At 46.7% G+C, this 25,143-nt stretch carries 23 protein-coding genes; 6 read left to right on the forward strand and 17 right to left on the reverse strand.

Annotation, left to right across the window (positions count from 1 at the left end):
- Nucleotides 1-97 precede the first annotated feature (97 nt).
- The 12 genes from KSZ58_RS04675 to KSZ58_RS04730 all read right to left on the reverse strand — a co-directional run bounded on the left by KSZ58_RS04675 (nt 98) and on the right by KSZ58_RS04730 (nt 13,223).
- Nucleotides 98-397 carry a YciI family protein gene (locus KSZ58_RS04675; protein ID WP_002605784.1) on the reverse strand — a complete coding sequence of 100 codons (300 nt, stop codon included), beginning with the start codon at nt 395-397 and terminating at the stop codon, nt 98-100.
- A 94-nt stretch (nt 398-491) separates the two neighbouring features.
- Nucleotides 492-1,148: a DUF1905 domain-containing protein gene (locus tag KSZ58_RS04680; protein ID WP_009588879.1), complete on the reverse strand. Its 657-nt coding sequence runs from the start codon at nt 1,146-1,148 to the stop codon at nt 492-494.
- A 188-nt stretch (nt 1,149-1,336) separates the two neighbouring features.
- Nucleotides 1,337-1,798, reverse strand: coding sequence for a hypothetical protein (locus tag KSZ58_RS04685; RefSeq protein WP_009588859.1), 462 nt, complete (start codon nt 1,796-1,798; stop codon nt 1,337-1,339).
- Nucleotides 1,799-1,879: 81 nt separating this feature from the next.
- Nucleotides 1,880-2,491 (reverse strand): VanW family protein, encoded by a 612-nt coding sequence (locus tag KSZ58_RS04690; protein WP_008816720.1) that lies wholly within the window; start codon nt 2,489-2,491, stop codon nt 1,880-1,882.
- Nucleotides 2,492-2,533: 42 nt separating this feature from the next.
- Entirely contained in the window at nt 2,534-2,719 is a 186-nt protein-coding gene (locus KSZ58_RS04695; RefSeq protein WP_008816719.1) for a hypothetical protein, read from the reverse strand.
- 75 nt (nt 2,720-2,794) lie between these two features.
- Entirely contained in the window at nt 2,795-3,136 is a 342-nt protein-coding gene (locus KSZ58_RS04700) for a DUF2085 domain-containing protein (protein ID WP_002605789.1), read from the reverse strand.
- Nucleotides 3,133-3,354 carry a hypothetical protein gene (locus tag KSZ58_RS04705; RefSeq protein WP_008816718.1) on the reverse strand — a complete coding sequence of 74 codons (222 nt, stop codon included), beginning with the start codon at nt 3,352-3,354 and terminating at the stop codon, nt 3,133-3,135. The genes KSZ58_RS04700 and KSZ58_RS04705 overlap by 4 nt, the downstream gene beginning before the upstream one ends.
- 281 nt (nt 3,355-3,635) lie before the next feature.
- A complete protein-coding gene (locus tag KSZ58_RS04710) occupies nt 3,636-6,932 on the reverse strand; it encodes an ATP-binding protein (protein WP_224727221.1) in 3,297 nt (1,098 codons plus the stop codon).
- Nucleotides 6,868-7,536 carry a DUF4194 domain-containing protein gene (locus KSZ58_RS04715; RefSeq protein WP_009270551.1) on the reverse strand — a complete coding sequence of 223 codons (669 nt, stop codon included), beginning with the start codon at nt 7,534-7,536 and terminating at the stop codon, nt 6,868-6,870. The genes KSZ58_RS04710 and KSZ58_RS04715 overlap by 65 nt, the downstream gene beginning before the upstream one ends.
- Nucleotides 7,533-8,957, reverse strand: a complete 1,425-nt coding sequence (locus KSZ58_RS04720) for a Wadjet anti-phage system protein JetA family protein (RefSeq protein WP_002605793.1) — start codon at nt 8,955-8,957, stop codon at nt 7,533-7,535. Before KSZ58_RS04720 ends, KSZ58_RS04715 begins: the two co-directional genes overlap by 4 nt.
- Nucleotides 8,958-9,268: 311 nt before the next feature.
- A complete protein-coding gene (locus KSZ58_RS04725; protein ID WP_009588899.1) occupies nt 9,269-12,517 on the reverse strand; it encodes an ABC transporter permease in 3,249 nt (1,082 codons plus the stop codon).
- A gap of 1 nt (nt 12,518) precedes the next feature.
- A complete protein-coding gene (locus tag KSZ58_RS04730) occupies nt 12,519-13,223 on the reverse strand; it encodes an ABC transporter ATP-binding protein (RefSeq protein ID WP_002605795.1) in 705 nt (234 codons plus the stop codon).
- A 312-nt stretch (nt 13,224-13,535) separates the two neighbouring features.
- Here KSZ58_RS04730 and KSZ58_RS04735 point away from each other — a divergent pair, with 312 nt between their 5' ends.
- The 3 genes from KSZ58_RS04735 to KSZ58_RS04745 are packed head-to-tail and all read left to right on the forward strand — an operon-like array spanning nt 13,536 to nt 15,311.
- Complete coding sequence (locus tag KSZ58_RS04735; protein WP_008816714.1) at nt 13,536-13,868, forward strand: PadR family transcriptional regulator; 333 nt, start codon at nt 13,536-13,538, stop codon at nt 13,866-13,868.
- Nucleotides 13,858-14,538 (forward strand): hypothetical protein, encoded by a 681-nt coding sequence (locus KSZ58_RS04740; RefSeq protein ID WP_217752623.1) that lies wholly within the window; start codon nt 13,858-13,860, stop codon nt 14,536-14,538. Before KSZ58_RS04735 ends, KSZ58_RS04740 begins: the two co-directional genes overlap by 11 nt.
- The gene (locus KSZ58_RS04745) at nt 14,535-15,311 is read left to right on the forward strand and encodes a pentapeptide repeat-containing protein (protein WP_009270555.1); all 777 of its coding nucleotides are present in this window, start codon (nt 14,535-14,537) and stop codon (nt 15,309-15,311) included. Before KSZ58_RS04740 ends, KSZ58_RS04745 begins: the two co-directional genes overlap by 4 nt.
- 218 nt (nt 15,312-15,529) lie before the next feature.
- Here KSZ58_RS04745 and KSZ58_RS04750 read toward each other — a convergent pair whose 3' ends face one another.
- Nucleotides 15,530-17,734, reverse strand: a complete 2,205-nt coding sequence (locus tag KSZ58_RS04750) for an EAL domain-containing protein (RefSeq protein WP_009588810.1) — start codon at nt 17,732-17,734, stop codon at nt 15,530-15,532.
- Between the two features lie 226 nt (nt 17,735-17,960).
- On the opposite strand from KSZ58_RS04750, the gene KSZ58_RS04755 reads away from it, so the two are divergent.
- Together KSZ58_RS04755 and KSZ58_RS04760 are read left to right on the forward strand one after the other, a co-directional pair.
- Entirely contained in the window at nt 17,961-19,928 is a 1,968-nt protein-coding gene (locus KSZ58_RS04755) for a penicillin-binding transpeptidase domain-containing protein (protein WP_154410715.1), read from the forward strand.
- A 138-nt stretch (nt 19,929-20,066) separates the two neighbouring features.
- Complete coding sequence (locus KSZ58_RS04760) at nt 20,067-20,432, forward strand: VOC family protein (RefSeq protein WP_008816707.1); 366 nt, start codon at nt 20,067-20,069, stop codon at nt 20,430-20,432.
- Nucleotides 20,433-21,076: 644 nt separating this feature from the next.
- Here KSZ58_RS04760 and KSZ58_RS22550 read toward each other — a convergent pair.
- The 4 genes from KSZ58_RS22550 to KSZ58_RS23135 form a co-directional block, all read right to left on the reverse strand.
- Complete coding sequence (locus KSZ58_RS22550) at nt 21,077-21,586, reverse strand: hypothetical protein (protein ID WP_009270558.1); 510 nt, start codon at nt 21,584-21,586, stop codon at nt 21,077-21,079.
- 47 nt (nt 21,587-21,633) lie between these two features.
- Entirely contained in the window at nt 21,634-22,569 is a 936-nt protein-coding gene (locus KSZ58_RS22555) for a hypothetical protein (RefSeq protein WP_254884700.1), read from the reverse strand.
- A 37-nt stretch (nt 22,570-22,606) separates the two neighbouring features.
- Nucleotides 22,607-22,747: a hypothetical protein gene (locus KSZ58_RS04770; protein WP_161128857.1), complete on the reverse strand. Its 141-nt coding sequence runs from the start codon at nt 22,745-22,747 to the stop codon at nt 22,607-22,609.
- 63 nt (nt 22,748-22,810) lie between these two features.
- The gene (locus KSZ58_RS23135) at nt 22,811-22,942 is read right to left on the reverse strand and encodes a hypothetical protein (RefSeq protein ID WP_009270560.1); all 132 of its coding nucleotides are present in this window, start codon (nt 22,940-22,942) and stop codon (nt 22,811-22,813) included.
- Nucleotides 22,943-23,311: 369 nt separating this feature from the next.
- Here KSZ58_RS23135 and KSZ58_RS04775 point away from each other — a divergent pair, with 369 nt between their 5' ends.
- Nucleotides 23,312-25,015 (forward strand): GNAT family N-acetyltransferase, encoded by a 1,704-nt coding sequence (locus tag KSZ58_RS04775; RefSeq protein WP_217752624.1) that lies wholly within the window; start codon nt 23,312-23,314, stop codon nt 25,013-25,015.
- The last annotated feature ends 128 nt before the right edge of the window (nt 25,016-25,143 follow it).

The raw sequence follows: 25,143 nt of genomic DNA on the forward strand, positions 1-25,143 counted from the left end.
ATGTATCAGCCCCTGTTCTTGATCATGATCCAGCTTATTGAGATCCATGTAGTCCATGCCATTTCTTTATTTACATGGAACACATATCACAATATGATTATAATAAATAATTATTCTCACGATCCGCAATTTGCAAGGTAACCAGCTGATAGGTGGCATATCCCTGGATAACCAGCGGCTCCTGTTCGCATAGCGCTTCCGCTTCCTCACGACTGTCTGTTTTCAGAATATACATGCCAGCCATTCCCGGATATCCCTTGAACACACCGCAGATTTCCAATTTTCCCGCATCATCCAGTCCTCTTATGTTTTCCACATGCTCCGTAACTGCCTTCTTTGTCATTCTGTTGTAGGTCTTGCTTTTTTTAAGCATCATCATGTATCTGTATTTTTCCATTCGCCTTCTCCTTTAGCCTTTGTAAAGACATTTATATCCTAAGCTTATTTCATACAGCTTGCATCAGCAGCACATGTGTATCCCGGGCACTGGGTTATCCCGTATGGATAGTCAGATAGCCGATAATATCCTCAAATTCAATATGTCTTGCTTCAAAAAATCTTCCGTTATAATATAAAGCAAGATGGTTCTTTGGTTTATCCCGTACCGTTACGATACAGCATTTGGGAAATGCAAAGGCCGTTCCTCTTGTGTAGGTCATCCTATCCTCATGAGATATACCAAAATAATGCAATGCCTCCATCACTCTCGATAAGGAACACTGCCATGGCTTCGTCTGCATGAAGTCGATAACCTCTTCTATAGGAAGACCGCTGAGCATAGCGATACAGATTTGCCCGCAATATCCCGGTTTCGGATATACCACCTCCTGTATATGATCTATTTTTCGTACAGGATGGTCTGTTGTATAGGGACCGTTCTTGTTAATTCTGGTTAATTCACGGATGATTTCAAATGAAACAGGTATCTCACCATCACTGTTAAGCTGCTGTGCAACAGCCTTCGATACCGGTATAAAATAAGTGCCTGCCCCTTTGGAAATCAGCTTGCATTCAAACACAGTATCTTCCACCGTTACCCTTGCAGGGAGCATCCCCTTTTGATTACATGTCTCCCAGACATTGAAGGGGATCCTTATAAAATACCGGTTTCCCTGTCTGTATAGGTTTTCTGTGAATGTATACATCATACGTGTAATCTCCTCATACAGCCTCAATGGCTGATCGTTGCAATGCTTTCTAATTTTTTTGTATGACAGCGTCCGCCTGACAGGAAATCGGGAAATCCTACCCTGTCCTCAAGCATACCGGCTCACAGTCTCGTAAACAACCTGAGACTTCATTATCAGGAAGCTTTTTTCTCTGCTGCGTGCAGCATTCATTCCATCCTTTTTGCATATAAATCATAATTGACCTGCCACTCCCCGTCCTGCTGTACCATAATATCCTGCCAGTGGAAGTGATTTTCTGCAATCTCAGCAAACACCCACTTTCTGTGCTCGTCTTCGAGACTGGAAAGAACGATCCTGTCTTCCTGCTTTCTCGCCTCAAAGCGCATGATTCTTCCGGTATAGCCATAGGCAATTTCCCATGTACGGGTAGCCGGATTATACATGCGAAGCGTTGTTCCGTATTCAAAGTGCGGCAATACAATCACATCCTGCACTGCCATTCCTTCCAGCACCCGGGAAAAATGCCATTCCCCTTTTCGCACTGCGCCTGTTGCAGTGTCCATGTAATCGATGTACCAGCTGCCAATCAGCATTCCGAAGAAATCATCCTCCTTAGGAATTGCTGCGTTTCTTTCGCTGCTTGCAAGGGCTTCATAGAAATCCTTCATATAACATCCTCCTCTGGTTTCACATTATTCATTTCTATGAACAGGACATCACACTACAAATATTTCAAAGTGTGTTCTCCTTCAGACGTTGTTTTCCTTTACTTGTGCGTCCAGCAGCGGCTGATACATCATCATTGCGTGGTTTTCAGCAACCAGCTGCTCCTCCAGAAGCGTCCCCTCCTTTGACAGCATCAGACGGTAGAGCTGATTATGACGACTGTAGCCGCCCCACCATTCCCTACGCATTTCATGATTGCGCTCAACAATTTCATAGCGTACCTGCAGAGGATGCAGCATTCTCCATTCTCCATGCAGATGAGTCTTTCCCACATGAAGCCGCAGCTGAAAGGGCTGATCTGTCGGATTGCTGATCATCAGGTCACCATAGGGATAAAAGCAGGTGGCCCCGCTGCCGAAGGGCTGTGTGCGATTGGCATCCGGGAACACATCATACCCATGACGGTGGCGCTCCACAACCTGTAGCGGTGTATGTATCGTAATCCAGAACAGCAGGTTGGACAGCTGGCACAGCCCGCCGCCGATTCCGTATACAATTGTTCCATCCTTCAGCATCATGCCTTTCTTATAGCCCTTGGATGCCGACGGTTTCCCTATTGTTTTCCAATAGCTCAGCGTTTCCTGCGGATAGACGATGATACCGTCCAGCTTCTCCACCGCTAGGCGAAGGTTCACAATTTTATTCTCCTGATAAACCTCCTCTTCCTTTGTCAGATTTCACTTCAGCAGACTTTTATGCTGAAAGCAGACATTGGGATAGTCCTCACTTCCGTGTCCGCTGGCAAACTGCCGTTTTGATGTATACCATCCAATATATCTGCGCCACGTATAATACCAGCCTCCCAGCATCAGCCGAATATCCGAACGCTTCTTTGTACGCAGATCCTCCTGTTTCTTTTTCATAGCACCACTCCTTTTCCTTCTATACGATTACCCTTTTTACTTTATTTCAGTCTGCTCAATCATCGTAAGCAGTTTTCAGAAAATAGCCTGCAGAAGGGCATGAAAAATACCAATCACGGCAATACCGCACAAAACCCCGCTCACAAATCTTCGCACATTCGTCGATGGAAGAACATCTGCCGCCTGAAGTCCCCAGTCAATCAGCATACTCAGCATAAACAGACCGTAAACAGCAAGCGGCAGCGTTACAGAAAACATCCACAGCAGAATGCCAAAGCCATACCCGAGATACAGTCCGCTGCATCTTGCACATACGGGACACTGATAGCCGTGAATAAAGAAGCTGCGCTCTGCTTTCTGATGGCAGGAACGGGAAAACAGATGCATCAGGGAGAGCCAGATGTCATCCGGATTCATCGATTAAATCTGGTACCGCAGTCATTGCAGATACAGATGGTTCTTCTGCGCTCGCCATCGGCACAGCACAGCCCGCACAGCATCCCGATCGGACCAAAACAGATAGCCCCAAGAATGCCGCTTGGCAGATTGTAGCTTTCATTGTTTCGCTCCTCGATGATGCGCAGATTCCTGCTGCCGCACGATGGACAGTAAACATGATCATAATTCCGATACATATAGATACCTGCCTTTCTGATTTTATTATACTATAGGAAAGCAAGCTATGCGCATCAATGTGTTTTCCATCATGAATTTCATTTTTATTGAAAATAGGAGCAAACTGTTTCTACATATATACGGTTCACACGCAATGCTTACTTCCATACAAGACTGGTCCGCTCTTTCTTCATAAGGTATAGAAAAAAGGAAGCCGAATTTCTATTTTGCAGAAAGGAATCCCTCTGCCGAATCCGGCTTCCTAAGCATCTATTTACAGATGGCTTTTGAGCTGTTTTTTTTATACTTCTTCCTGTCTCATTTCCGAGTCGGGGATGGCTATGTTTTCTTTCTGACTCCATTTCTGAACGGTGGAAACCCGCTGGCCGTTTTTCTCATCCGTTGTCGCAATCAGCGTCGCATCCGCAACCTTGCTCAGATTGGATATCTTATCCGTCGGTGTTACGATAATTGCCTGAAAGCCGAGTGATTTCAACAGGTAAATGCATTCCTCGATTCGCTCATTATCCATTTTATCGAAGGCCTCATCAAAGATTGCCAGCTGCAGACCGTCGTTTCCTGCATCATATACGCTGAACAGCGATACCAGTACAGCGACATAAAACGGTGTCTGTGTTTCTCCACCGGAGCTGGAGCCGATCGTGGCACGCAGCGAGTTTCCGTTTTCCAGAATATCAAATTTCAGATAGGTGGTGAAGCGGGAAAGCAGCTGAACCTCTTTTTGCAGCTCCTGATACTTTTTGGGGTCCTGCATGGAGGATAAGGAAGAAATTTTATCAAACAGCTCATGAATCAGCTCCTCATTTTCCTCATACACCTTCGTGTTCAACAGATTGTGCCCGTTTAATTCCTTGTTGGTGATCAGATTGTAATACTCACGGTAATCCTCATTGCAGGTACACACAAATTCATAGCTGGAGCGGCCGAATTTATGCCTGCGGATAGAGCGGTTCAACCGGTCAATCTGCATTCGCACATTTTCGATTTTACTATTGAGCGCACTAAAGAAATTATTCTGGAAGCACTCATATGCCTTCTGCTGTGCGAGGCGGCATTTATCGATATAGTCCTCAACAATATTATCCGAATGCTTTTCATATTCCCGCTCATAATCATCGCATAAAAAATTCGGGTTGAGGGCAATGCGGAAGGTATCATTGTAATGTGTTTTTTTCGTTATCAGCTCCTGCTTGGAAATTTCAACACGGCTGTTCAGCTCCCGCAGTGCTTCCTCCAGCTGTTTCTGTTTCCTGCGGATACCGTCTGCCGTGGTGATTGCCCCGATTGTGTCCGGTATGCCTTGCTCGGGCTTTTTCGCTTCCTTAACCTGCTGCTGAAGCTCCTGTATACGTGCATTGCAAAGCTTCATATCCTCTTCCAGCTGACGGCGCCGGCTTTCCTGTTCCACCTGCAGCATATACAGTTCGTTTTTCTTTTTCTTTGCCTCATCCAGTTTTTGATCCAGCAGCAGAAGCTCCTGCAGGGATTCCGGTGTCTGAGCGGCACGCAGCTCTTTGATCTTTTGTTCCAGCTGCTCCACCTCTTTGGCCTTGCACAGTCCATCCTCCAGCTGACGGATAAAGTCATCACTGATAACGGTTTGCAGCTGTACCGCCTGCAATGTCCTTGTGACTGTTTCCAGCTTGCGGCAGGTGGAGGTGAGCTTTTGCTGGCGGATAATCAGCTCCTGCAGCTGCTTTTCTATGGAATCGGCACCGATAAAGGGTACCTTATACAATTCCGGATTCATATGCGACACTGCATAGCCGCTGTACAGCATACAGTCGCTGGTGATGCTTACCGGATAGCTTCGCAGTGTCTCCTCCGCTTCACAGCATACGACTCTGCCCAGCAGATATTCCACATAGGGGCGCACATCCTCGCGTTCCACCTGCACGCAGTCATACAGTGTTTTTGCATCGGGACGTTTCCCCGGCTTTGCCTTTGCGATATCCACAATGGAATAGGTATGAATCTTTTTTTCTTCCTTAATGGAGCGGTAAATGCGATAGGCATCCATGAAATATTCTGCCTCAACCACCAGATTCAGCTTCTGGTTATGGATGTAGCCTTCGATCGCATTTGTCCACGCCTCCTCCTGAATGCTGAACAGGTCTGCGAGTATGCATACCTCTACCGGTTTTCCCACCTGCTGATAAAGCCGTTCCTCCAGCTCCTGCTTTAAAACGAGCAGCTTTTTCGGATATGTCTTTTTCCCGGCTTCCAGCGCACGGCGATTTGCCGCAAGCACCTCCTGCTCCTCCCTGCATGTCTGCAGGCTGCTTTGCATGGTTTGGCGCACCGTGGACAGGGTATTCTCGATGTCTCTCATCTGTCGCTGAATATCCCTATAGGCATCCAGATCAAACGCAGCCAGCCGCTGTGCCGCATGCACGGACCTTTGTATAGACAGCTTGACTCCGGACAAATCGAAGTCCTCCAGCTGCAAGCCGTCATAATCCTCGATTTCCTCCAGCTGCTCTATCTGTTCCTTCAGAAATTCACCCTTCGTAACCAGCTGCTGCTGAACGGCGGTCGTATCTCTTTGCAGGGTGTTTCGCTGCTCCAGATGCGCCTGTATCTTTCGTTCCAGAATATCTGCCGCATTATCCCTGCGTGCATCCCGTAAGGCTTCCATGTTCTGTTCCAGCAGTGCCCGCTGCTCCTCGGTTTCCCTTGATTCCTTTGTCAGCTTCTGATAGCTCTTTGTATATACCTCATATTGTGCGGCTGCCTCATCATGTTCCACCAGCATACCGTGATATACAGCTGCCTTTTGCTCCACACGCAAGTTCGCAACACGCTCCTGTTCCCCGCATATATCCGTATACTGTTCATGGATCAGGGAAAGCTGAGCCTTTTTCTGCTGTACGGTTTCCAGCTGTTCCTTCATCTGCCGGTAATCCTGAATTTCCTCCTGCATCTCTTCCAGATTCAGGTCTTCCTCCTCCTGACAGATATTTTTTACGATGAATTCGGAAATATTCATCATCGGTGTGTATGCAACTGCCATTTTAAAGACATCGAAAAACCGCTGGTCCTTGATCAGCATGCGCTGACGGAAATAGTTTTTGTAATCCATATGTGTGGTAAAGGAACGGCAGCTGCGATCCTGAAAGCTGGCCAGCAGCTTCTTCATACGACGGATATTGAATACCGTTCCCTCATCCGTAAAGCAATGCCCGGGAATCGGCTGATTCATCATATAGTAGCAATGCTCCGTATCCCCCCGCGTAGGCCCGTTTACATCAAATACGATACCAAAGCAGTAAATCCTATGCTGTTCATCCTCAAATTCCATACACAGATGTGAGCTGAACATCCCTTTGTCACGCTTAAAGGTACCATCCTTGTATTTGCCCTTCAGATATCCCATCAGATCACGGGTTGTTTTATCATTTGCGGATTTATTGAAAATGGAATTGTCGGTTCGACCGAGAATAACCAGCTGCATGGCATCAATCAGCGCTGACTTTCCCTCTCCGGTTTTACCGCTCAGAAAGACGATATCCTCAAAGCTCAGGATCGTCTTCTCGTAATACAGCCAGTTGACCAGCAGCATTTTCTTCAGCTTCATCGTCTTCCTCTCCTTCCTCATTACGCAGCTTCATCAGAATTTCCTCCACCCGCTTCGGTGTGAGAACACAGGTGATATAAGGCAGTACCCAGATCAGCTCCTCATCCCCCTGTGTGTATTTCTGAAGAATATTCAGTCTTTGCAGGGACTGTAATGCCGCATGGATGTATTGCATCGAAGGCCTTACGCTTACCATCGCATGCACATCCACCAGCAGCTGCAGCAGCTCATTGACAGAAATACGTATGGTGAGAGATGCATCCAGCTCCAGCATTTTCTCCTCATAATAATTACGCAGAATCAGCAGAAGCTGCGTTTCCAGCTTTGTCAGACGATAGCGGCAGCTACAGTCCTCCCGCTCATTGACCAGATAAATCATCCCCATATAAGATGAACGCTCCCTGCACAGCAGCCATCCCGCATAGCGGAGATATTCCTCAAAGCAGTCCCAGTGATCATGGATAAACACATAGTCTGCATTTCGTTCCTTTTTCTCAAACTGTCTGATTTTCGCATACTGGTAAATGCAGTTTTCTGCCAGTAATATATTGACGATCCGTCCGAATTCCTCGCGGTCCTTCAGATCCAGTTGTTCTACCTTCATTTTGTTACCTTCCTTTTAATCAACAGATTGGGATAATGGAAATCCCCTTCTGTAATCCCTTCCGTCTGATTCGGAATCAGGGTTGCCTGCACATCCATTTTGCGGTCTCTTCCATATACATACACCAGAATGGAGCGGATATAGTCATCCATATCCTTTACCCCGATATCCTTCAGCTTTCCTACCGCTTCCCCATGCAGCTTCTCTGCATAGTAAGCCGATATGCTTTCACGGGTAAAGCGAGCGTAGCGGTCAAAGCCAATGCGCTTTTCAAGCTCCTCCTGATTCTGGGTGCTCTCTTCAAAGGTGAAGGTCATCACTTCCCGCTCATCCCTACGCCTGCGTCGTTCAAAGGTGTACACCTCATCACGCTCCATGTAGCGGGTCTGCTGGATATTGATGGATTCACTGATCTGCTCACACACTCTCTGCGGCTCTTCCTTCATATGATGGATCAGTTCCACCAGCTTTCCCTTTAACCCCTGATCACTGTTGCACAGATACATAATTTTCTGCTTTGCCAGTCTGCGGTAACCCGCGTCGCTGTCCACCAGCTGGGCAGTCAGCGTTTCCACGATATTCAAATCATTGTACATGGCATACAGCATTTCCTCGATATGCTTTTTTGCCGTATCACGGCTGGCAACACGATAGTGACTTACCGCACTGTCTACAATTTTCTCCTTGACTGCTTCCTCCTGCAGAAGGGTTTCCAAAATACCTGCGACCGGGTTTTTAAACCGTTTTAAGCTGTCCTCCACAAGAGTTGGAAAAACATAGCCCTCCACAATATCACCATAATAAACATCAAAGAAATCATGATAGATTTTCGTTGATGCCTTTTTCACCTGAATCGCATAATAATCCCGTATTCTGGCATTGGTCTGTTCCAGTGTCAGAATCAGCTCCTTGAAATCGGCATAGGCATTACGGATATGCTGATAGCTGTCTTCTATTTTCACGGGATCATCCATATCCTTCAGGGAGGCATGGATGCGAATCAGATAGCCGATCTGTTCCCGTTCCTTGATAATATCATTCACGAAGGAGATGAACACCCGGCTGTGATAGGGCAGAGACACCATTTTTTTCATCGTATCCATATGCAGATCGACATTGATCCAGGTATGCTTCTCAAACAGCCGTAACAGAAACTGGATATCCCGGTCATAAACATCCTTCTCACTGCGCAGCTCATTCTCGATATCGCTGTATTCCGCTTCCTCCTGAAAGTCGATTTCATATTTTTTATCCTGCACATAATCTTCCAGTAAATCCTGAAGCAGGGCACGCTCCATACTCATGGTCTGATTGCGATAAATGCAGTCATGAATCTGCAGAAGCAGATCCACATAAATATCCCGGTTCTTCGATACCAGTATGGTAAAGAAGGATGGATCCATTTTCTCAAATAAGGACATGCAAGCCCACCTTTCAAACATTCGTTCCTTTATTTTACTATAAGCGAGGTAAAATATCCATGACTTTAGTGTATCGCAGAAAAGAAAAACAGCAGCTCCCTTCAAAAGGAAGGCAACTGCTGTGAAATGCTGCACATAACTATTTTTCAAATATCATCCTATGTGGACCAGGTCTGTCCGGTATCCTGCTTATGCACTGCTCTGGGACGCATGCGGCAGTATCCAAAACATGAGGTTACGGATATATCAAACACCTCTTCCATCGATTGTATATTCGTTTTCCTGCTCTGCCAATGTCTGTTTTTCAGCTTCTATTCCACCGATTTCAGGGATTCCACCATCGGTATTTTTTTCAGCTTGCGATACATTACCAGATTCACAATGATGGCGAACACCATCGTGATTGCCACGGAATACAGGAAGGAAAGCTTTTCGATATTTCTTCCGAACATCACCGTATCCAGCTCTGCCAGCGACATAATCAAGGAGTGCAGGACGATTCCCAGCACCAGCCCTGCCAGCGCACCGATCAGTGTCAGGAAAATATTCTCTCTGTATACATAGGCACTGACCTCCTTGTCATAAAAGCCCAGTACCTTAATGGTCGCAATCTCACGCAGTCTCTCCGATATATTGACATTCGTCAGATTGTAAAGTACGACAAATGCCAGCAGTCCGGCTGAGATAATCAATACAACAACAATGAAGGAAAGGGATGCAATCGTATCCTGGAAGGATGCTGCAATTCCGGAATAGAAGGATACAGAATCAATGGTATCCTTTTTCATAAAGGCATTTCCCAGCGCCTGTTCATCCTTTTCACTGCTGTCCCGCATGATGGCAAACATGCCGGTATTTTGCGGTGTCTTGTGATAGACACTCTTATAATAGGAGGGTGTCATATATACGATATGCCCCACATAGTTCTCTGTGACAGCCGCAATTTTCACATCCTTCTTTACACCGTCCCCATTGTCAATCGGGAAGGTATCGCCGACCTTCAGATGTTTATCCTTGGCGATTTTCTCTGTGATAACTGCTCCGTCATTGTTTAAGCTGATTGCTTCATTGGAACCGCGCTGACGCAGGGAGATATACGTATGCAGGCTTTCCACATCCTGAGGAACATACAGGTCGATTCCCTTATCCTCCCCCTCATCCGCATAGAAGCCGTGATATACCGCCATAGCAGTGGCAGACTTCACACGGGAGTCCTTTTGCAGCTCGTTCAAATCCTGTTCCTTCTGGCTGAGCGTATCCTCACCTTTATATGTCATGGTGACATCAAATTTGAAGATATCCCCATACTGCTTCACCGCAATTTCCCCGATGGAATCCTGAATACCAAAGCCGGCTACCAGCAGGGCACTGCAGCCGCTGATTCCAATCACCGTCATGAGGAAACGCTTTTTATAGCGAAAGATATTCCGCGCGGTCACCTTGTAAATAAAATTGAATCGCTTCCATATAAATGGAATACGCTCCAGTAAAATCTTCTTACCGTTTTTCGGAGCCTTGGGACGCATGAGGAGGGCCGGCGTTTCCACCAGTTCCTTATAACAGGCCGCAAGTGCTGCAGCTACCGTTATCACGGAGGCAAGCCCGATGGCAAGGGCCGCCAGTCCGATATCCGCCTGCAGCTGAACATCCGGCAGTGTATACATAATTCCCCAGGCATTGAATATCACTGTCGGGAAGACAATCATGCCAATTACTGCCCCGCAGATTCCACCAAGGATACTGGCAATCGCCGCATAGGCTACAAATTTCATCGCGATATCCGGCTTGGAATATCCCAGTGCCTTCAGGGTACCGATTTCCTGACGTTCTTCATCGACCATACGGGTCATCGTCGTCAGACATACCAGAGCCGCAACAAGGAAGAAGAACAGCGGAAACACCTTGGCGATTGCTCCCATGCGGTCCGCAGCACTTCCATAATCCATATAGGAGTAATGCGAATGGCGGTCCAGTACATACCATTTCGGCGTTTCCATGCTGTTGATGTCTTCCTCTGACCGATCCAGCTTTTCCTTTGCCTCCTGCAGCTTGGCAGCACCGTCCCTTTCCTGCTTCTCAAGCTCCAGCTTTCCCAGCGCGATTTCCTTTTGTCCGTTTGTTATCTTATCTTGTGCGGCCGCACTTTCCTGCTGTGCGCTCACTCTGGCGGATGCCAGCTGCTGCTTTCCCGTCTCAATCTGCTGCTGGGCAGTCGCAATCTGGGTTTCGAGTGCATGCAGCTGAGAGGCTGCCATGGTTACCATTTCCTGCATTGTTGATATCTGTGCTTCCAGCATCGTTAATGCAGGAGAAGCAACCTGCCGCGAGGTTTCCAGTGCCGCCTTTTTCTCCTGCAGCAGCTGTTTTTCCAGCTCTGTTAGATTCGGATCCTGCAGCTGCGTATCCACTTTGGCAAGTTCCTCATCCAGTGAGGACAGCTTTGCTTTGGCTTCCGCTATCTGCTTTTGTATCTGCGGCAGATTGTCATCCAGCTTTTTCTGCTGCGCGTCCAGATAGCTTTTCGCACTGGAGTACTGAGATTTCAGCTGGGACAGGGTCTGTTCACTCTGCTGCAGCTGTGCTTCCTTTTCCTGTATGGTTCTTTCCGCACTGCTTTTCTCTGCATTCAGGGTGGCCTGTCCAACAAGCAGTTCATCTTTTGCATTCTCCAGCTTGTCCTTGGCATTTTTTATTTCTGTCTCATATTTCTTTTTATTCTTCTCATATTCCTTACGACCGGCTTCCACCTTGGCAAGGGCTTCCTTTTTGATATCGTCAAAGCGCTCCTGTGCACGCTCCTCTCCCAGTGCTGTGATTGTGGTCTTTTTGGGATCGATGATATCGAAATAAGCATCCGCATAGGAGTTGGGCTTCTTTGCGCCGTCAACCGTCACATACACCTCCGTATAATAGGAGGATTTGAAGTTGGTATCCGGAATCACCGCATAATTATCAATACTGCCGCTGCCGATGGCGGAGCTGCCCTTTTCATAGGACAGATAATACGGCATCGTTACCTCTCCGACGATTTTATAGGTTGAGCGCTTTAATGACGCATCCAGTTTTTCGTCCGTACCGCTCGCAAAGGTTATCATTTCTCCGATTCTGGAATCTGCTCCCTTGATGTTGGTGTATTCGATGACGCATTCATCCGCTTTCCGGGGAAGCCGCCCCTTGATCAGCCGCATCTGATTGATATAGTTTTCATCCTCTGCCTTCGCATTCATCGGATAAGACAGCAGCTTGTAGACACGCTGCTGATTGTTATGCGTATTGAGTACATCCATGCTGTAGCTGCCATACACGCCGGCCACTCCATCCACCTGACGGATAGCGGAAACATCCTCCTTTGTCATGCCGATGGTCGACATAATCTTCAGATCCATGAAATTATAGTCATCAAAATAAGTATCCGCAGTATTTTTCATCACCGGTACACTGTCCCGTACTCCGGCGAAGAAGGCGACTCCGATGCCGACGATGGCAAAGATGGAAAAGAAGCGACCGAAGGATTTGCGGATTTCCCGCAGGGTATCTTTCAGAAGGGCTTTCTTTTTCATATCAGTATTCAATCCTTTCTACCGGTAAAGGATGCTCATTGATCGTGATGCTGTCAATTTTTCCGTTTCGTACCTTGATTACCTTATCTCCCATGGCAGTCAATGCCAGATTGTGTGTAATCACTACAACACTGACTCCGCGCTGCCGGCAGGTATCCTGCAAAAGCTTCAAAATCTGTTTTCCGGTATTGTAATCCAGTGCCCCTGTCGGCTCATCACACAGCAAAAGCTTCGGATTTTTGGCAAGTGCGCGGGCAATTGCCACACGCTGCTGTTCTCCACCGGACAGCTGTGCCGGGAAATTGGAGGCACGCTCCTTCAGTCCGACAGCTTCAATCGTTTCATCGATATCCAGCGGCTGCTTACAAATCTGAGTGGCCAGCTCCACATTTTCCTTTACAGTCAGATTCTGCACAAGATTATAAAACTGAAAAACAAACCCAATATCATAGCGCCGGTACGTTGTCAGCTGCTTGGCATTAAATTTACTGATTTCAGTTCCATCCACAAAAATATTGCCGCTTGTTGAGGAGTCCATGCCGCCAAGAATATTCAGTATTGTGCTTTTACCGGCACCGCTGGCTCCTGCAATTACTACAAACTCCCCTTTATCAATGGTAAAATCCACACCGGCAAGTGCCTGGATTTCCACTTCCCCCATTTTATATATCTTTTTCACATTCTGAAATTCAATATAAGCGCTCATACCGGTTCCTTCTTTCTGTGCTTTTCTATATTATACTAGAAATATATCGGAGAAGACAGCCATTTTCCATAAAAGCTGATGCAAAGTTTTCGCTGATGATACATTCATCCCCAAAGGGCACCTGGTGGACAAGTGCGAGGAAAGGCAGAAGGATGATGCGGTGAGGTAAAGTGCAGCGATCATGCAGATGAAAGAGACACGTTCCCTCCGTATAACAACGCTGAAAACAGAGAATAGGGTCTTGACGGATGCGCTATCTTGTTTTACAATATAGCTGTAACTTGTATAACAAGATAGTGAGGAGGTGACGCCATGCTGCCAAGTCAGATGATGAAGGGTATTCTGGATAACTGTATCCTGATCGTGATTGCACAGGAGGATACCTATGGGTATGATATTTCGCAAAAGCTGAAGAGCTACGGATTTTCCAATATATCGGAGGGTACGATTTATCCGCTGCTTCTTCGACTGGAGAAAAACGGATGTATCAACAGTGAATTTCGCAAATCGGCTTACGGCCCCAATCGAAAATACTATACCATTACAAAAGCCGGTCATCTGGAAATACAGGATTTTATGAAGCATTGGAAGGAATTGCAGCAGGGTGTTGCCGCTGTGATGGGAGGATATGCATATGAATCGTAACATGCGAATGCTGCACAACGAAAATAATCGTCTGGATAAGACTTTATGTGAAGATTACCAAAGGCTTATGACGGATATCGTATGTTATCTGCGAGGTGCCGATATCAGTGAGCTGCAGCAGGAAAAGGTCCGCTATGATTTGACACTGATGCTGCTGGAGGCACAGCAGCGCAATGCACCTCTGGATGAGGTGTTTCCCGAGGATTACAAGGCATTCTGTGACACGGTTATCAAAGAGCTGCCACCGCGCTCACAGCTGGAAAAGCTGCGGGAGCGTTTGCAGATTGTCTTTCTCCTGATTGCCATTCTGGGCGTTATCAATCTGTTTCTTTCAAAGGACGGCCTTCATGCATTGCTGCAGCTCGATATACAAAGCACCTATCCGCTTTCCTTATCAACACTGCTGCTGGATATCCTGCTGGGCATAAGCGCCGTATGCATTGTGCAGTGGTTTTGCCGCAGCAGCTTTGAAAACGACGATAAGGCAGTAAAACGGCGGTTGCTGCTCCTGTGGCTGTTTACATTATGCATCAGTGTTGGCTGTATGCTGCTGTTTCAGAATATCATCGTGCTGCGAATTCCGGTATGGCTGTTTGTACTGTTTTGCTTCAGCTCCTATCTGCTGTATCTGGCTCTTGCGTTTTGCAGCTGTAAGGATGTGGCTTCATGATTCTCGAAGAACTGGCCCTATATGCAGACTGTTCTCTATGCAGGGGACTTTGCTGCAGAGCACTTTATTTTTCAAAGCTGGATGGTTTTCCGCAGGATAAGCCTTGCGGTGTATCCTGCAGCTATTTATGCAGCGATCATACCTGCAATATTCATCATGAGCTGAAGCAGAAGGGCATGAAGGGCTGTCTTGGCTACGACTGCCTGGGAGCGGGACAATTTGCTGTCCAAAAGAATGTACCTGCGAACCAGGATATGTTTGCAGTATACAGAAAGCTGTTTTCCCTGCATCAGATGCTCTGGTATCTCGGGGAAGCACTGCTGCAGAAGGAAACTGCTTCCTTCCATGGGGAATTGCAGATGCTGATTCAAACATTGGACACGGTACGCAGACAGCCCTGGAAAACGGTACTTACCGCTGATATCGACTCCCTGCATGAGCAGACCAACCGCCTGTTAAAAAAGACGATGCAGCAAAAGCAGCTTCGGCATCCTTCTCCTCATAAGCATCCAATGGGAAAGCGGTTCACCAATAAAAGACTGCGAAGCACGGATTTCAGTATGAAGTCTCTGCTTGCCGCTGATTTGTCAGGCTGCGACCTGCAGGGCTCCTGTTTTCTGGGAAGTGATATGCGGGACTGCCGCATTGCCGGCAGTGATTTGCGTAATTGTTTCTTTCTGACCCAGATGCAGCTGAACACCGCCATCGGTGACAGCTTGACAAGGCTCCCCAATCACCTGCACATACCCGCCCACTGGAACACGGTATCATAAAGCGGATGGCGTCAAGAAGGAAAGCCGATGCCTGATAAAACGTTTTTCGCACCTTGCCCTGTTATCTTTCTTTGGACATGCGGAGATGCTTTTATAAATGGCAAACAGGAAGTCTGCTTCATCCTGAACGGATATGTTCCGTACCCGGATGTTCACATGACTTCCTGTTTTTTTATCTGATTTCCATAAAAGCTGCAGGCAGCATGGCAGCCTGTCATCTACCGCAAAAGCTCCTCCAGTTTCTCGGGATGCATCGGTTTTCCAAAATAATAGCCTTGAATATCGTCCAGTCCCATGGTTTTTACCTTCTCATATTCCGCCTTTGTCTCCACACCCTCCAGCAGAACACGAATATTCACATCATGGCACAATCTGACAACAAACTGAATAAAGGTCGCATCAAATTCACTGTTTAAAATATCCTTAATGAAAATCCGGTCGATTTTCACAATATCCGCAGGGGAATTTTTCAAAACACCGAGAGAGGAGTATCCGGTTCCAAAATCATCCATGGCGATACGCACACCGATGCTTCGTATCTCCTGAAAGATCGCCTGCAGCTCCTCACTGCTTTTCACCATATAGCTCTCCGTCATTTCCACAATGATATTGCGGCTGGGAACATGGCACTTCTTCAGCGTTTCCTTCATGAATGTGATGAATCCTTCCTCATACAGCTGCAGGTAGGATAAATTCACACTGACACAGAAATCCGGACACTTTTTCAGCCACGCTGCACATTGCCTGAGGGCTGTTTCAAATATCCATTTACCGATGGTGAGTATCATCCCGCTCTTTTCCAGCAAGGGAATGAACACCACAGGCGATACATTGCCATACATGCTGCTGTGCCATCTGGCCAGTGCCTCCGCAGCGATTATACGGCCGCTGTCTGCCTCCACCTGCGGCTGATACTGCAGGGAAAAGCCTTCGAAATCATGTTCCATGCTGTAACGCAGCTGTTCCAGCATATCCAGCTCCTGCAGCTCTGTTTCCGACATTTTCTTCTCATAGAACGTCAGTCTGTTCTTACCATTGCGCTTGCTTGCCTCCAGTGCATAACCGACGTTCTTCGTCAGTGACATCATATCATCGCCATCCTTTGGAAAGCAGGCACAGCCGGCAGAAATCGTGCAGTGGTATTTCTTTCCGTTCAGAATGCGCTGATGCCCCAGCTCCTGCTGGAGCCTGTGATAAAAGCCGGCAATCTCGTTGGAATCGGTACAGCTCCTGAGAAGAACGATAAATTCATCACCATCATTGCGGTACAGCCTTGCATATTCCGGAAGAACAGACTGGATGATCTGCGCCGTCTTGGCCAGCACCTCATCTCCAAACTGGTGATTGTACAGCTTGTTGATGCTGGAAAAACCATCCAGATCCAGGATCATCATGAAGAAATGCTCCTCCTTGGCAACTATCATCTGCAGCGTATCCTCCAGCTCATATTTGTTAAACTGACCGCTCAGATAATCGATTTTATTCTTACGTCCCAGATTGGTGATAATGCCGGCAAACAAAACCGGCTGACCATCCTCATCCCGCTCCACATGACCGCGGCATCTGAGCCACACCCACTCGCCTCTGCGGTTTCTGGCACGATACTCCACATTGTGAAAATCCACACGGTCATCGGCAATTTCCTGATTCCCTTCCAGAAATATCTTCTGGTCTGCCTCATGAATTCTTGCGCCCCATACATTGGCAGCATCATGCACGATTTCCGATGGGAGATCAAATTCCTCAACCATGGCACGGGAATATCGGAAGCAGGAAGGGTCCTCCTTCATATTGCATACATAGATATAATCATCGCTGCTCTGCATCAGGGCACTCAGCAGCAGATCCTTATCATAGGAAAACTGGCGCACCTCCTCACTTTCATGGTAAGGGCGCAGCGCAAAGGCTTTTCTTGACTGCTCCAGATGATAGCGGCGTTTTGACAGATACATTTCATCATCTGCACGCATAATGATTTTTTTCACTGACAGCTCCATATCCGCCATGATCTGTGTAATTCCGAAGCAGAAGCCCATGGTATAGGGAAACTCCCTGCTTTCTTCCTCCAGTTCATTCAGAATTTGATCCAGCAGGTTGCGTACCTCTTTTTTGGAAAGCTGTTGAAAAACAAGGAGAAACTCATCACCGCCCAGACGGATTGCGAAATCCCCGGTCTGCAGACTGCTGCGAATTTTTTCCGCTACCCTTTGCAGGATCCGATCCCCCTCCTGATGTCCACAGCGTTTGTTTATGGTATCCAGATCATTGATATCCAGAAGGACCGCAAGAAAGGAGGTACTCTGCGCTTTGGCTGTACGGATACAGGAATCCAGAAGCTCCTCCCCTGCCTCCTTATTCCACAGAGCAGTGAGATGATCATGCTGTATGTCCGCCTTACTGTTTGCCTTGCCTTTGCTTTGCATAGACGTCACCACCTTTTTGTTTCTTCTTTCATTGTACAACAAAAAGATGACGAAACAAATCAAAAACTGAGATTTCTGCCATATACTAGAAAGAAAACCGGCAGAGTAGGAACCTCACTTAATTTCTTACAATTTATGGAAGGTTCTTTGTAAAGGTAAAACCGGCATGGAAATGCTTACCTGACCATGGTAAAATAGAAACATAAAATGAGGAGGTGCTTGCTTTATGACAGATAAAAAGAAACTCTGGGGGATCGCCGGTATCGTTGCGGCAGTTGCAATCGTTGCGGTTGCGGCGTATTTCTTATTCAGCGGCGGTTCAAAGCCGGAGTCCGTATTGCTTTCCTATACTGATCTTTTGAAAGAAGGCAAATACAAGGACATGTATTCCCTGATCAGCAGCGACGCGAAAAAGAAATGGAAGAAAGAAGATTTTATTACGCGAAACAAAAATATTTATGAGGGGATCGACGCATCTGATTTCTCGATGGAAATCAAAGACAGTTCGGATACAGGGGATGACGGAAGCGAAATCAGCTATCATGTTCGTATGAAGAGTGCAGCCGGAACCATTGATTTTGACAATAAGGCGACGGTGGTTAAGGAAGACGGTGATTACCGTATTGTATGGGACAGCACGCAGATATTTCCGCAGCTGCATGATTCGGATAAGGTGAATGTGTCCGTTACCGAGGGGGAAAGAGGATCGATTCTTGACCGGAACGGAAAAGCACTGGCACAGCAGGGAAGTGTATTTCAGGTTGGCCTGATAGCAGGAAAGCTGGGAAATGAGGCGGACACGGTTTCTGCCATGGCCAGAGTTCTGGATGTCAGTGAGGACAGTATCAAAAAAGCACTGTCAGCCTCCTGGGTACAGGATGATATGTTTGTACCAATCAAAACGATCACGGCAGCGAAGCGTGCGGAAATCATTGAGGAGCTTCGAAAAATTGTCGGTGCCTTTGTACAGGAAACCACCGGACGCGTGTATCCGTATGGCGAAATGACAGCGCATATCACCGGATATGTGCAGAATGTCACCGCTGAGGATTTGGAAAAGCATAAGAAGGAAGGCTATACCGCAACCAGTATCATCGGTAAGAGCGGTCTGGAAAGTATTTATGAAAGCAAGCTGAGGGCAGTCAGCGGCTGTAAGATCATTATTGTGGATGAAAATGGTGATCTGAAGGATACCGTTGCCGAACAGAAGGCCAGAAACGGTCAGGATATTCGTACGACCATTGATATCGAAGCACAGCGCTCCGCATACAATCAGCTGAAGAAGGATGCCGGAAGTGCGGTAATCATAAATTCCCATACCGGTGAGGTTCTGGCAATGGTCAGTACACCGGCTTATGATCCCAATGATTTCGCAATGGGCATGGATAGCAAAACATGGGACTCCCTGAACAATAACAAGCAGAAGCCGCTGTTGAACCGCTTTGTTTCCACCTATTGTCCGGGTTCTACCTTTAAGGCGATTACCGGAGCCATCGCTCTGGATTCCAAGACGATCACAGCGGAAACCACCTTTGAAAAAACAGATAAGTGGCAGAAGGATTCCAGCTGGGGGAAGAATTATGTAACGACGACGCAGTCCTATACAGAGCCAAGCAATCTGAAAAATGCCTATATCTATTCCGATAATATCTTCTTTGCACAGGTAGCGGATAAGATCGGTGCAGAGACATACACCAGCTATCTCGATAAAATCGGATTCCGCAAGCAGATGGATTTTCCGTTCACAGTTGCGAAGTCCACGTATGGGGATGAGCTGGAGAATGCACAGAAGCTTGCGGCAACCGGCTATGGACAGGGTGATCTGCTGGTATCCTCGCTTCATCTGACGGCCCTGTATACCGCCTATGTCAATGACGGCAGCATCCTGCAGCCATATCTGGTATATGAGGATGGAAAAGCAAAAACCATGGTGAAGAACGCGTACAGCGCAGCTACTGCGAAAACAGTGTTTGAAGACCTGCAGGCTTCCATGTCCGGATATGGGGATAACCCTACCAAAGCAGCCGGGAAAACCGGTACTGCACAGGTGAATCACGGGGAACAGGAAATCGGCTGGCTGAGTGCAGTCAATGATAACATAGCGGTTACCGTTATGATTGATGATACCAAGGATATTGGTGAAAGCCATTATGTCATACCGAAGGTGCAGAGTATTTTAAACGAGGTTAAATAGTACGTGCGAGGTATCCGGTGTTGACCGGATACCTTTTTGTACTTGCAGAAGCTTATGACTACAGCATTGTTTTTTTGCACTACTCTGTTCATTCCTGAAAGAACACGGTATAATACAGAGGTAGACGGAGGTGGAAATATGGCATTTCGCATTGTACACTGTAATATCAATGTAACTGATTTGAATAAAAGCATCGCCTTTTATGAGCAGGCACTGGGACTGCAGGTCGCCAGAAAGCTGGAGGCGGAGGATGGAAGCTTCACGCTTTGTTATTTGCAGGATGATACCGGCAGCTTTCAGATTGAGCTGACCTGGCTCAAAGATCATCCGCAGCCCTATGAGCTGGGCGAGAATGAGAGTCATATCGCTTTTGCAACAGATGATTTTGAGGCAGCGCACAGACTGCATGAGGAGATGGGCTGTATCTGCTTTGAGAACAAAGAGATGGGAATTTATTTTATTCATGATCCGGATGACTACTGGCTGGAGGTTGTTCCGGCATAGGAACTTGTTTGGATATACGTAAACATCTGCATTTTTTTGCAGGTGTTTTTATATGCGGTTATCGATGAATTCCCGGTTGTTTTTCAGTGAATCCCCTGAACAGAGCCGCACGGTGACCGCTCTTTTATTGACACAGACAGGCGATATTTTTTCTTTCATCATAGAGGTATCCTTTAAAAAAGAAAAAGTTCATAAAAACCATAACATTTTAGGAGTTTACCCCTTTTCATACAGAATTGCAGATGAAGGATGCGGCAGTCTATCTTCTGGTATGCGATACGTAGGATGCTGTAAAAGCCAGGCTTACGAATACAACGTCTGCATAATGTCCATATGAAAAAGCTGATTCCTGTATCGGATTCAGCTTTTTAGATAGTGCAATTTTTGTACAGTGAACGTGAAGCTTACTCTTTGCTTTCATAAATGGAAGCAGATCAGGTTACTGTTACCGGATCATCTTTCTGTTGCCAGGTTTTTAAAGGGCTGTGTAGGCAGAGCCCTCTGCATACATAAGCATTTTGCCGGTAGCACTGTATACCTGCTTTCAGTTCCTGAAAGAGTGTATGCATGTATGATCATTTCCATATCATATGGTGTGTCATTTGCAAAGCACATTTCTACAAATTTTCATTTTGCATGAGTATCTACTGTCGTGCTCTTTTTCTTTTTGCGGATACTGCCGCCATACCTGCACCGGATGTCAATAAGGTAACCAGCAGCAGACCCGTGGAAGTCGCATCCGCTGTATTCGGCGCTTCCTCCTGATTCGTTTGCTTGGATGCTTCCTGCTTCTTATCACCTACGGTAAACTTTGTTTCTGCATAATTTCCGTCATGATACGTAAAACGTACCGTGTAGCTTCCCTTTTCCAGCGTATTCAGATACTCCGGCTTCAGGGTTAACACCGTGCTTCCGGATGTGAGTGTATAGTAATCACTACTGAGTGCACTGCCGTTGATAAAAATACCATACAGATCTCTCAGCTCTCCGGAACAGATCAGCTCCAGGGGCTTATTGCTTCCCATGATATAGGTTTGGTTTCCTTTCGTGATCACAGGTGTTTTCATTCTAGCTTGGATAAGCCATGTACTGCCGGCAGGATCAACCTTCAGGATTCCGTTATTGGAATTGGTGATGTATTGATCTTCTATCATGATATCAATGGAAGCATTGCTTAATTCCGTCGGTTTTCCACAGAATTTTATTGCATTCTCGTATCACCTTTTGCTACTCCATCCGCTGCAATCACCCGCATTCCTTTTGGTAAAGAGTAAAACCAGGAGGAAATATCGCTGCCCTTTGCCAGTTTATGGAAGGCTGCATTTGTCAACGTAATCGTGCTGTAGCTTGCAATTTCTTCATTTACATAACCGGTAACTTTGATCCTATCCAGCGTTCCTCTTGCCTCGGTAGAAGCTGCTGTACCATAAACCTCAATCGTGGTGTCTTTATGAATATTCATGATACTGAGAGTATACATCGTTTTCTCATCGGCAAATGATCTCATGGCACGCTTTTCACCATCGATGACAGCATACGGCACGGATTCAAATGCTGTTTTCTCATCTGCATTCAGCGTAAGAATTACATTATCCAGTGGGGTGACTCCTTCATTTTTTTCCAATGTGGCAGTTGCATTTTTTAAGTTATCAATATTCAGAATCAATTTGGAAGAAGTCAGTACGACTGCTTCCCCCTTCACTGAAATCGTGTAGGAATCAGTGACATCGCCGTATATAGAGACGTCATAGTTATAAACCATGGCGGTACTATCACTTTTCCTTCGTATTGTTACATTGCTGTTATCGCTACGAGCAAGCGGACTGTCCGTAAAGTAATATCCGTCCTTCGCTCTGACAGTCAGGGTAAGCTTACCATCGGCTTCTGTTTTTAAGGTTGCGTCCGCATTTTTCAATGCCATTGTGTCCAGTGATGCCGCAGGTGCTGCCTTCTCCTGTGCTGTAAGCGGTGTCTCGGCACTCACTTCATCCGCATGGATGCTTACACCCCCGCTCATCATGAACAGCATGGCCAGCGCCATACAGGATGCTCCTGTTCTTTTCAACAATCTTCTTTTCATATCCTTGTCCTTTCCGACAGCTACTCGCTGTCTGATCGCATCTGTTTTCCGTATCAAGTGTTGTATGAAGCTACAGTCTGCTCAGCGCTCTTCTTTATTTATATAGAACTGCAATACCGGCACCGGAAACCGTAAATGTGCAAAGCAGCATTCCCGCGGAAGTCGCAGCTGCTGTATTCGGTGCAGCGGCATTCGTTTTTTCATTTGGTGTCACAGCCCTTTTATCATTTTCCACCCGGATGGATGCCTTGCACTCATGTCTTCATCCGCCTTTAGAGTACCCTGAATGCTACTGTTCCTACGTTGTGCCTTTTGCCCCCTCATCCGCCTGTACCGAATTGTCATTTGCATGAAGCAGTGACATCGTATTCAGCAGCATACCGGCCGCCATGGCATATCCGCTACTCTTTTCATAAAAGCCCTCATACATGGTTTCTCCTCTCTTAGAAAAACAATGACGCTTTTGACATCACTGTTCCCCATGTGAATGTTTAAATGCTACATACCCTGATAAAATTCTATATATATCATAATATCTCAGAAGAATAATAGCGATACGGCACGCCCTTTCTTGAACAAATCTTGAACAATTTATCACACAGAAGTCACGTTTTGCCAATATAAAGTACGTCTGCATGCATATCCTGAAAAATCCGCTTCATCATAAGAAGAGATGGATTCTTTCGAATCATTGCCGTGCGGCTGTATCACCGAAGAACAGACAGGTAAACATTCCTTGTGCAAACATCTTGAAAATTTAGTGTTCTGGTCCTATAATGTACAGGAAAAGCGAGGTTCTATGAAAAAACTAACACTGGAAAACTGGCAGGAGCTGCAGCCGTATATTGCACTTGCCGATTATCATGAATACAATTCCAATACCATGACAATGCTGATGTGGACCAGCATGTATGAGGTCTATTTTGAAACTTATCCCGACTATGCCATCGCCTATACCTGTATGCCGCACCGTGAACCGGTCTGGCTGATGCCATATTGCACAAGGGATCATCGTTTTGAGGCTGTTCATGCGATCCGCGCCTATTCTCAGAAGCATGGAATCGCCTTTGAAATTCATTCCATGACCAAGGAATTTAAAAACTGGCTGGTGGATACCTATCCGATGGAATTCCTTATATGGGACTGCTATGACGCAAGAGATTATGTCTATGACCGCAGGCAGCAGGAAACATTGTCCGGTAAAAAAATGCAAAAGCGCAGAAATCACTTCCACGCCTTTTTAAAGCAGTATGAAGGACGCTTTGTTTACCGGCAGCTTGATGAAAGCACCAGAGAGGATGTCTATGCCTTTCTGCGCTACTGGCAGTCCTTCAAGGATGTGGATGACAGCATATCCGCCGAGGATACCGGAATTCATCTTTTGCTGGAGCATATAAAGGAGCTTCCGATCGAGGGCGGCTGTATCTATATTGACGGCAGACTGGAAGCATTTAACATTGCATCACGGCTGTCGAAGGATATGATTCAGATTCATGTGGAAAAAGCGAACCGTGAAATTCGCGGTCTGTATATCGCAATTCTAAAGCTGTATCTGGAAACACTGGAGGAGGACATCGTGTATGTCAACCGCGAGGATGATATGGGACTGCCCAAGCTGCGAAAGGCAAAGACGGATATGCAGCCGGTATGTAAAATTCAGAAATTCGGAAGCGCACATCAGGCGCTGAAAATACAGCAGGCAGATGCTGCCTGGACAAGGAAAATCCGCTCCCTGTGGGAACAGCAGTTTCAGGAGGAAACGGCAGAAAGCACCCAGTTTTATTTTGAGCGCCTCTACCGTGAGGAAAACTGCCTTCTGCTGGTCAGTGAGGAGGAGCTGATCTGCATGCTGCAGCTTCGCCCCATGACAATCGTTCTGGATGGAAAGGATGTCCGTGTACCGTTTGTTGTAGGAGTCGCCACCAATCCGGAGTATGAAGGCTGCGGCTATATGGGGATGCTGCTGCGGTATGCCTTAAAGACGGTACAAGGGAAGGCTCCGTTTGTATTACTACAGGCTTATAACTGGGATTTGTACAAGAGCTTCGGATTTATTGAGCAGTATCAACGGGTTCGCTGGAAGCTGAAAAAACAGAGTGACGCTGCCGACGGCGGCACATGGAAACAGGTAGAGGATGCACAGGATCTCTTAACCCTGTATCTGTACTTCTGTGAACAGAAAAACGGCTGGCGGCGACGTGATCTGGCATATTATAAGAATCAGTTTCTTCCCAATGCGGCAATCTGGAATCAGAAAATCCGCGTCTATTGGGAGGATAATCAGCCAAGGGGATACATCGTACAGGAGGATTCAGCACAGGAGCTCCATATTCGTGAGTGCATCTATGCGGATGAGGAAGCCCTGCAGCATATGATGCGGTATTTGGCACAGGAAGAAAAAACGGTTTATGTCGATCTGGATACAGAGGCACAGGTGGAGGGCCGCAGGAAGCCGGAAACCTGTATGATGGTAAAACAGCTTGACAAGCAGACATTTCCATAGAATTGCCTGTTTATTCGGGAGGAATTGTAAACAAGCTGCCTATGCCCTTATTATGAATGCAGAATGACTTATCTCCTCGATCTGACACTGTGCCTGCCGGAAGCCAGCAGTGCAGGAAGCCGGACAAT

It is taken from the genome of Erysipelatoclostridium sp. DFI.2.3 (assembly GCF_019132535.1).
GTDB classification, from domain to species: Bacteria; Bacillota_I; Bacilli_A; order Erysipelotrichales; family Erysipelotrichaceae; genus Clostridium_AQ; species Clostridium_AQ innocuum.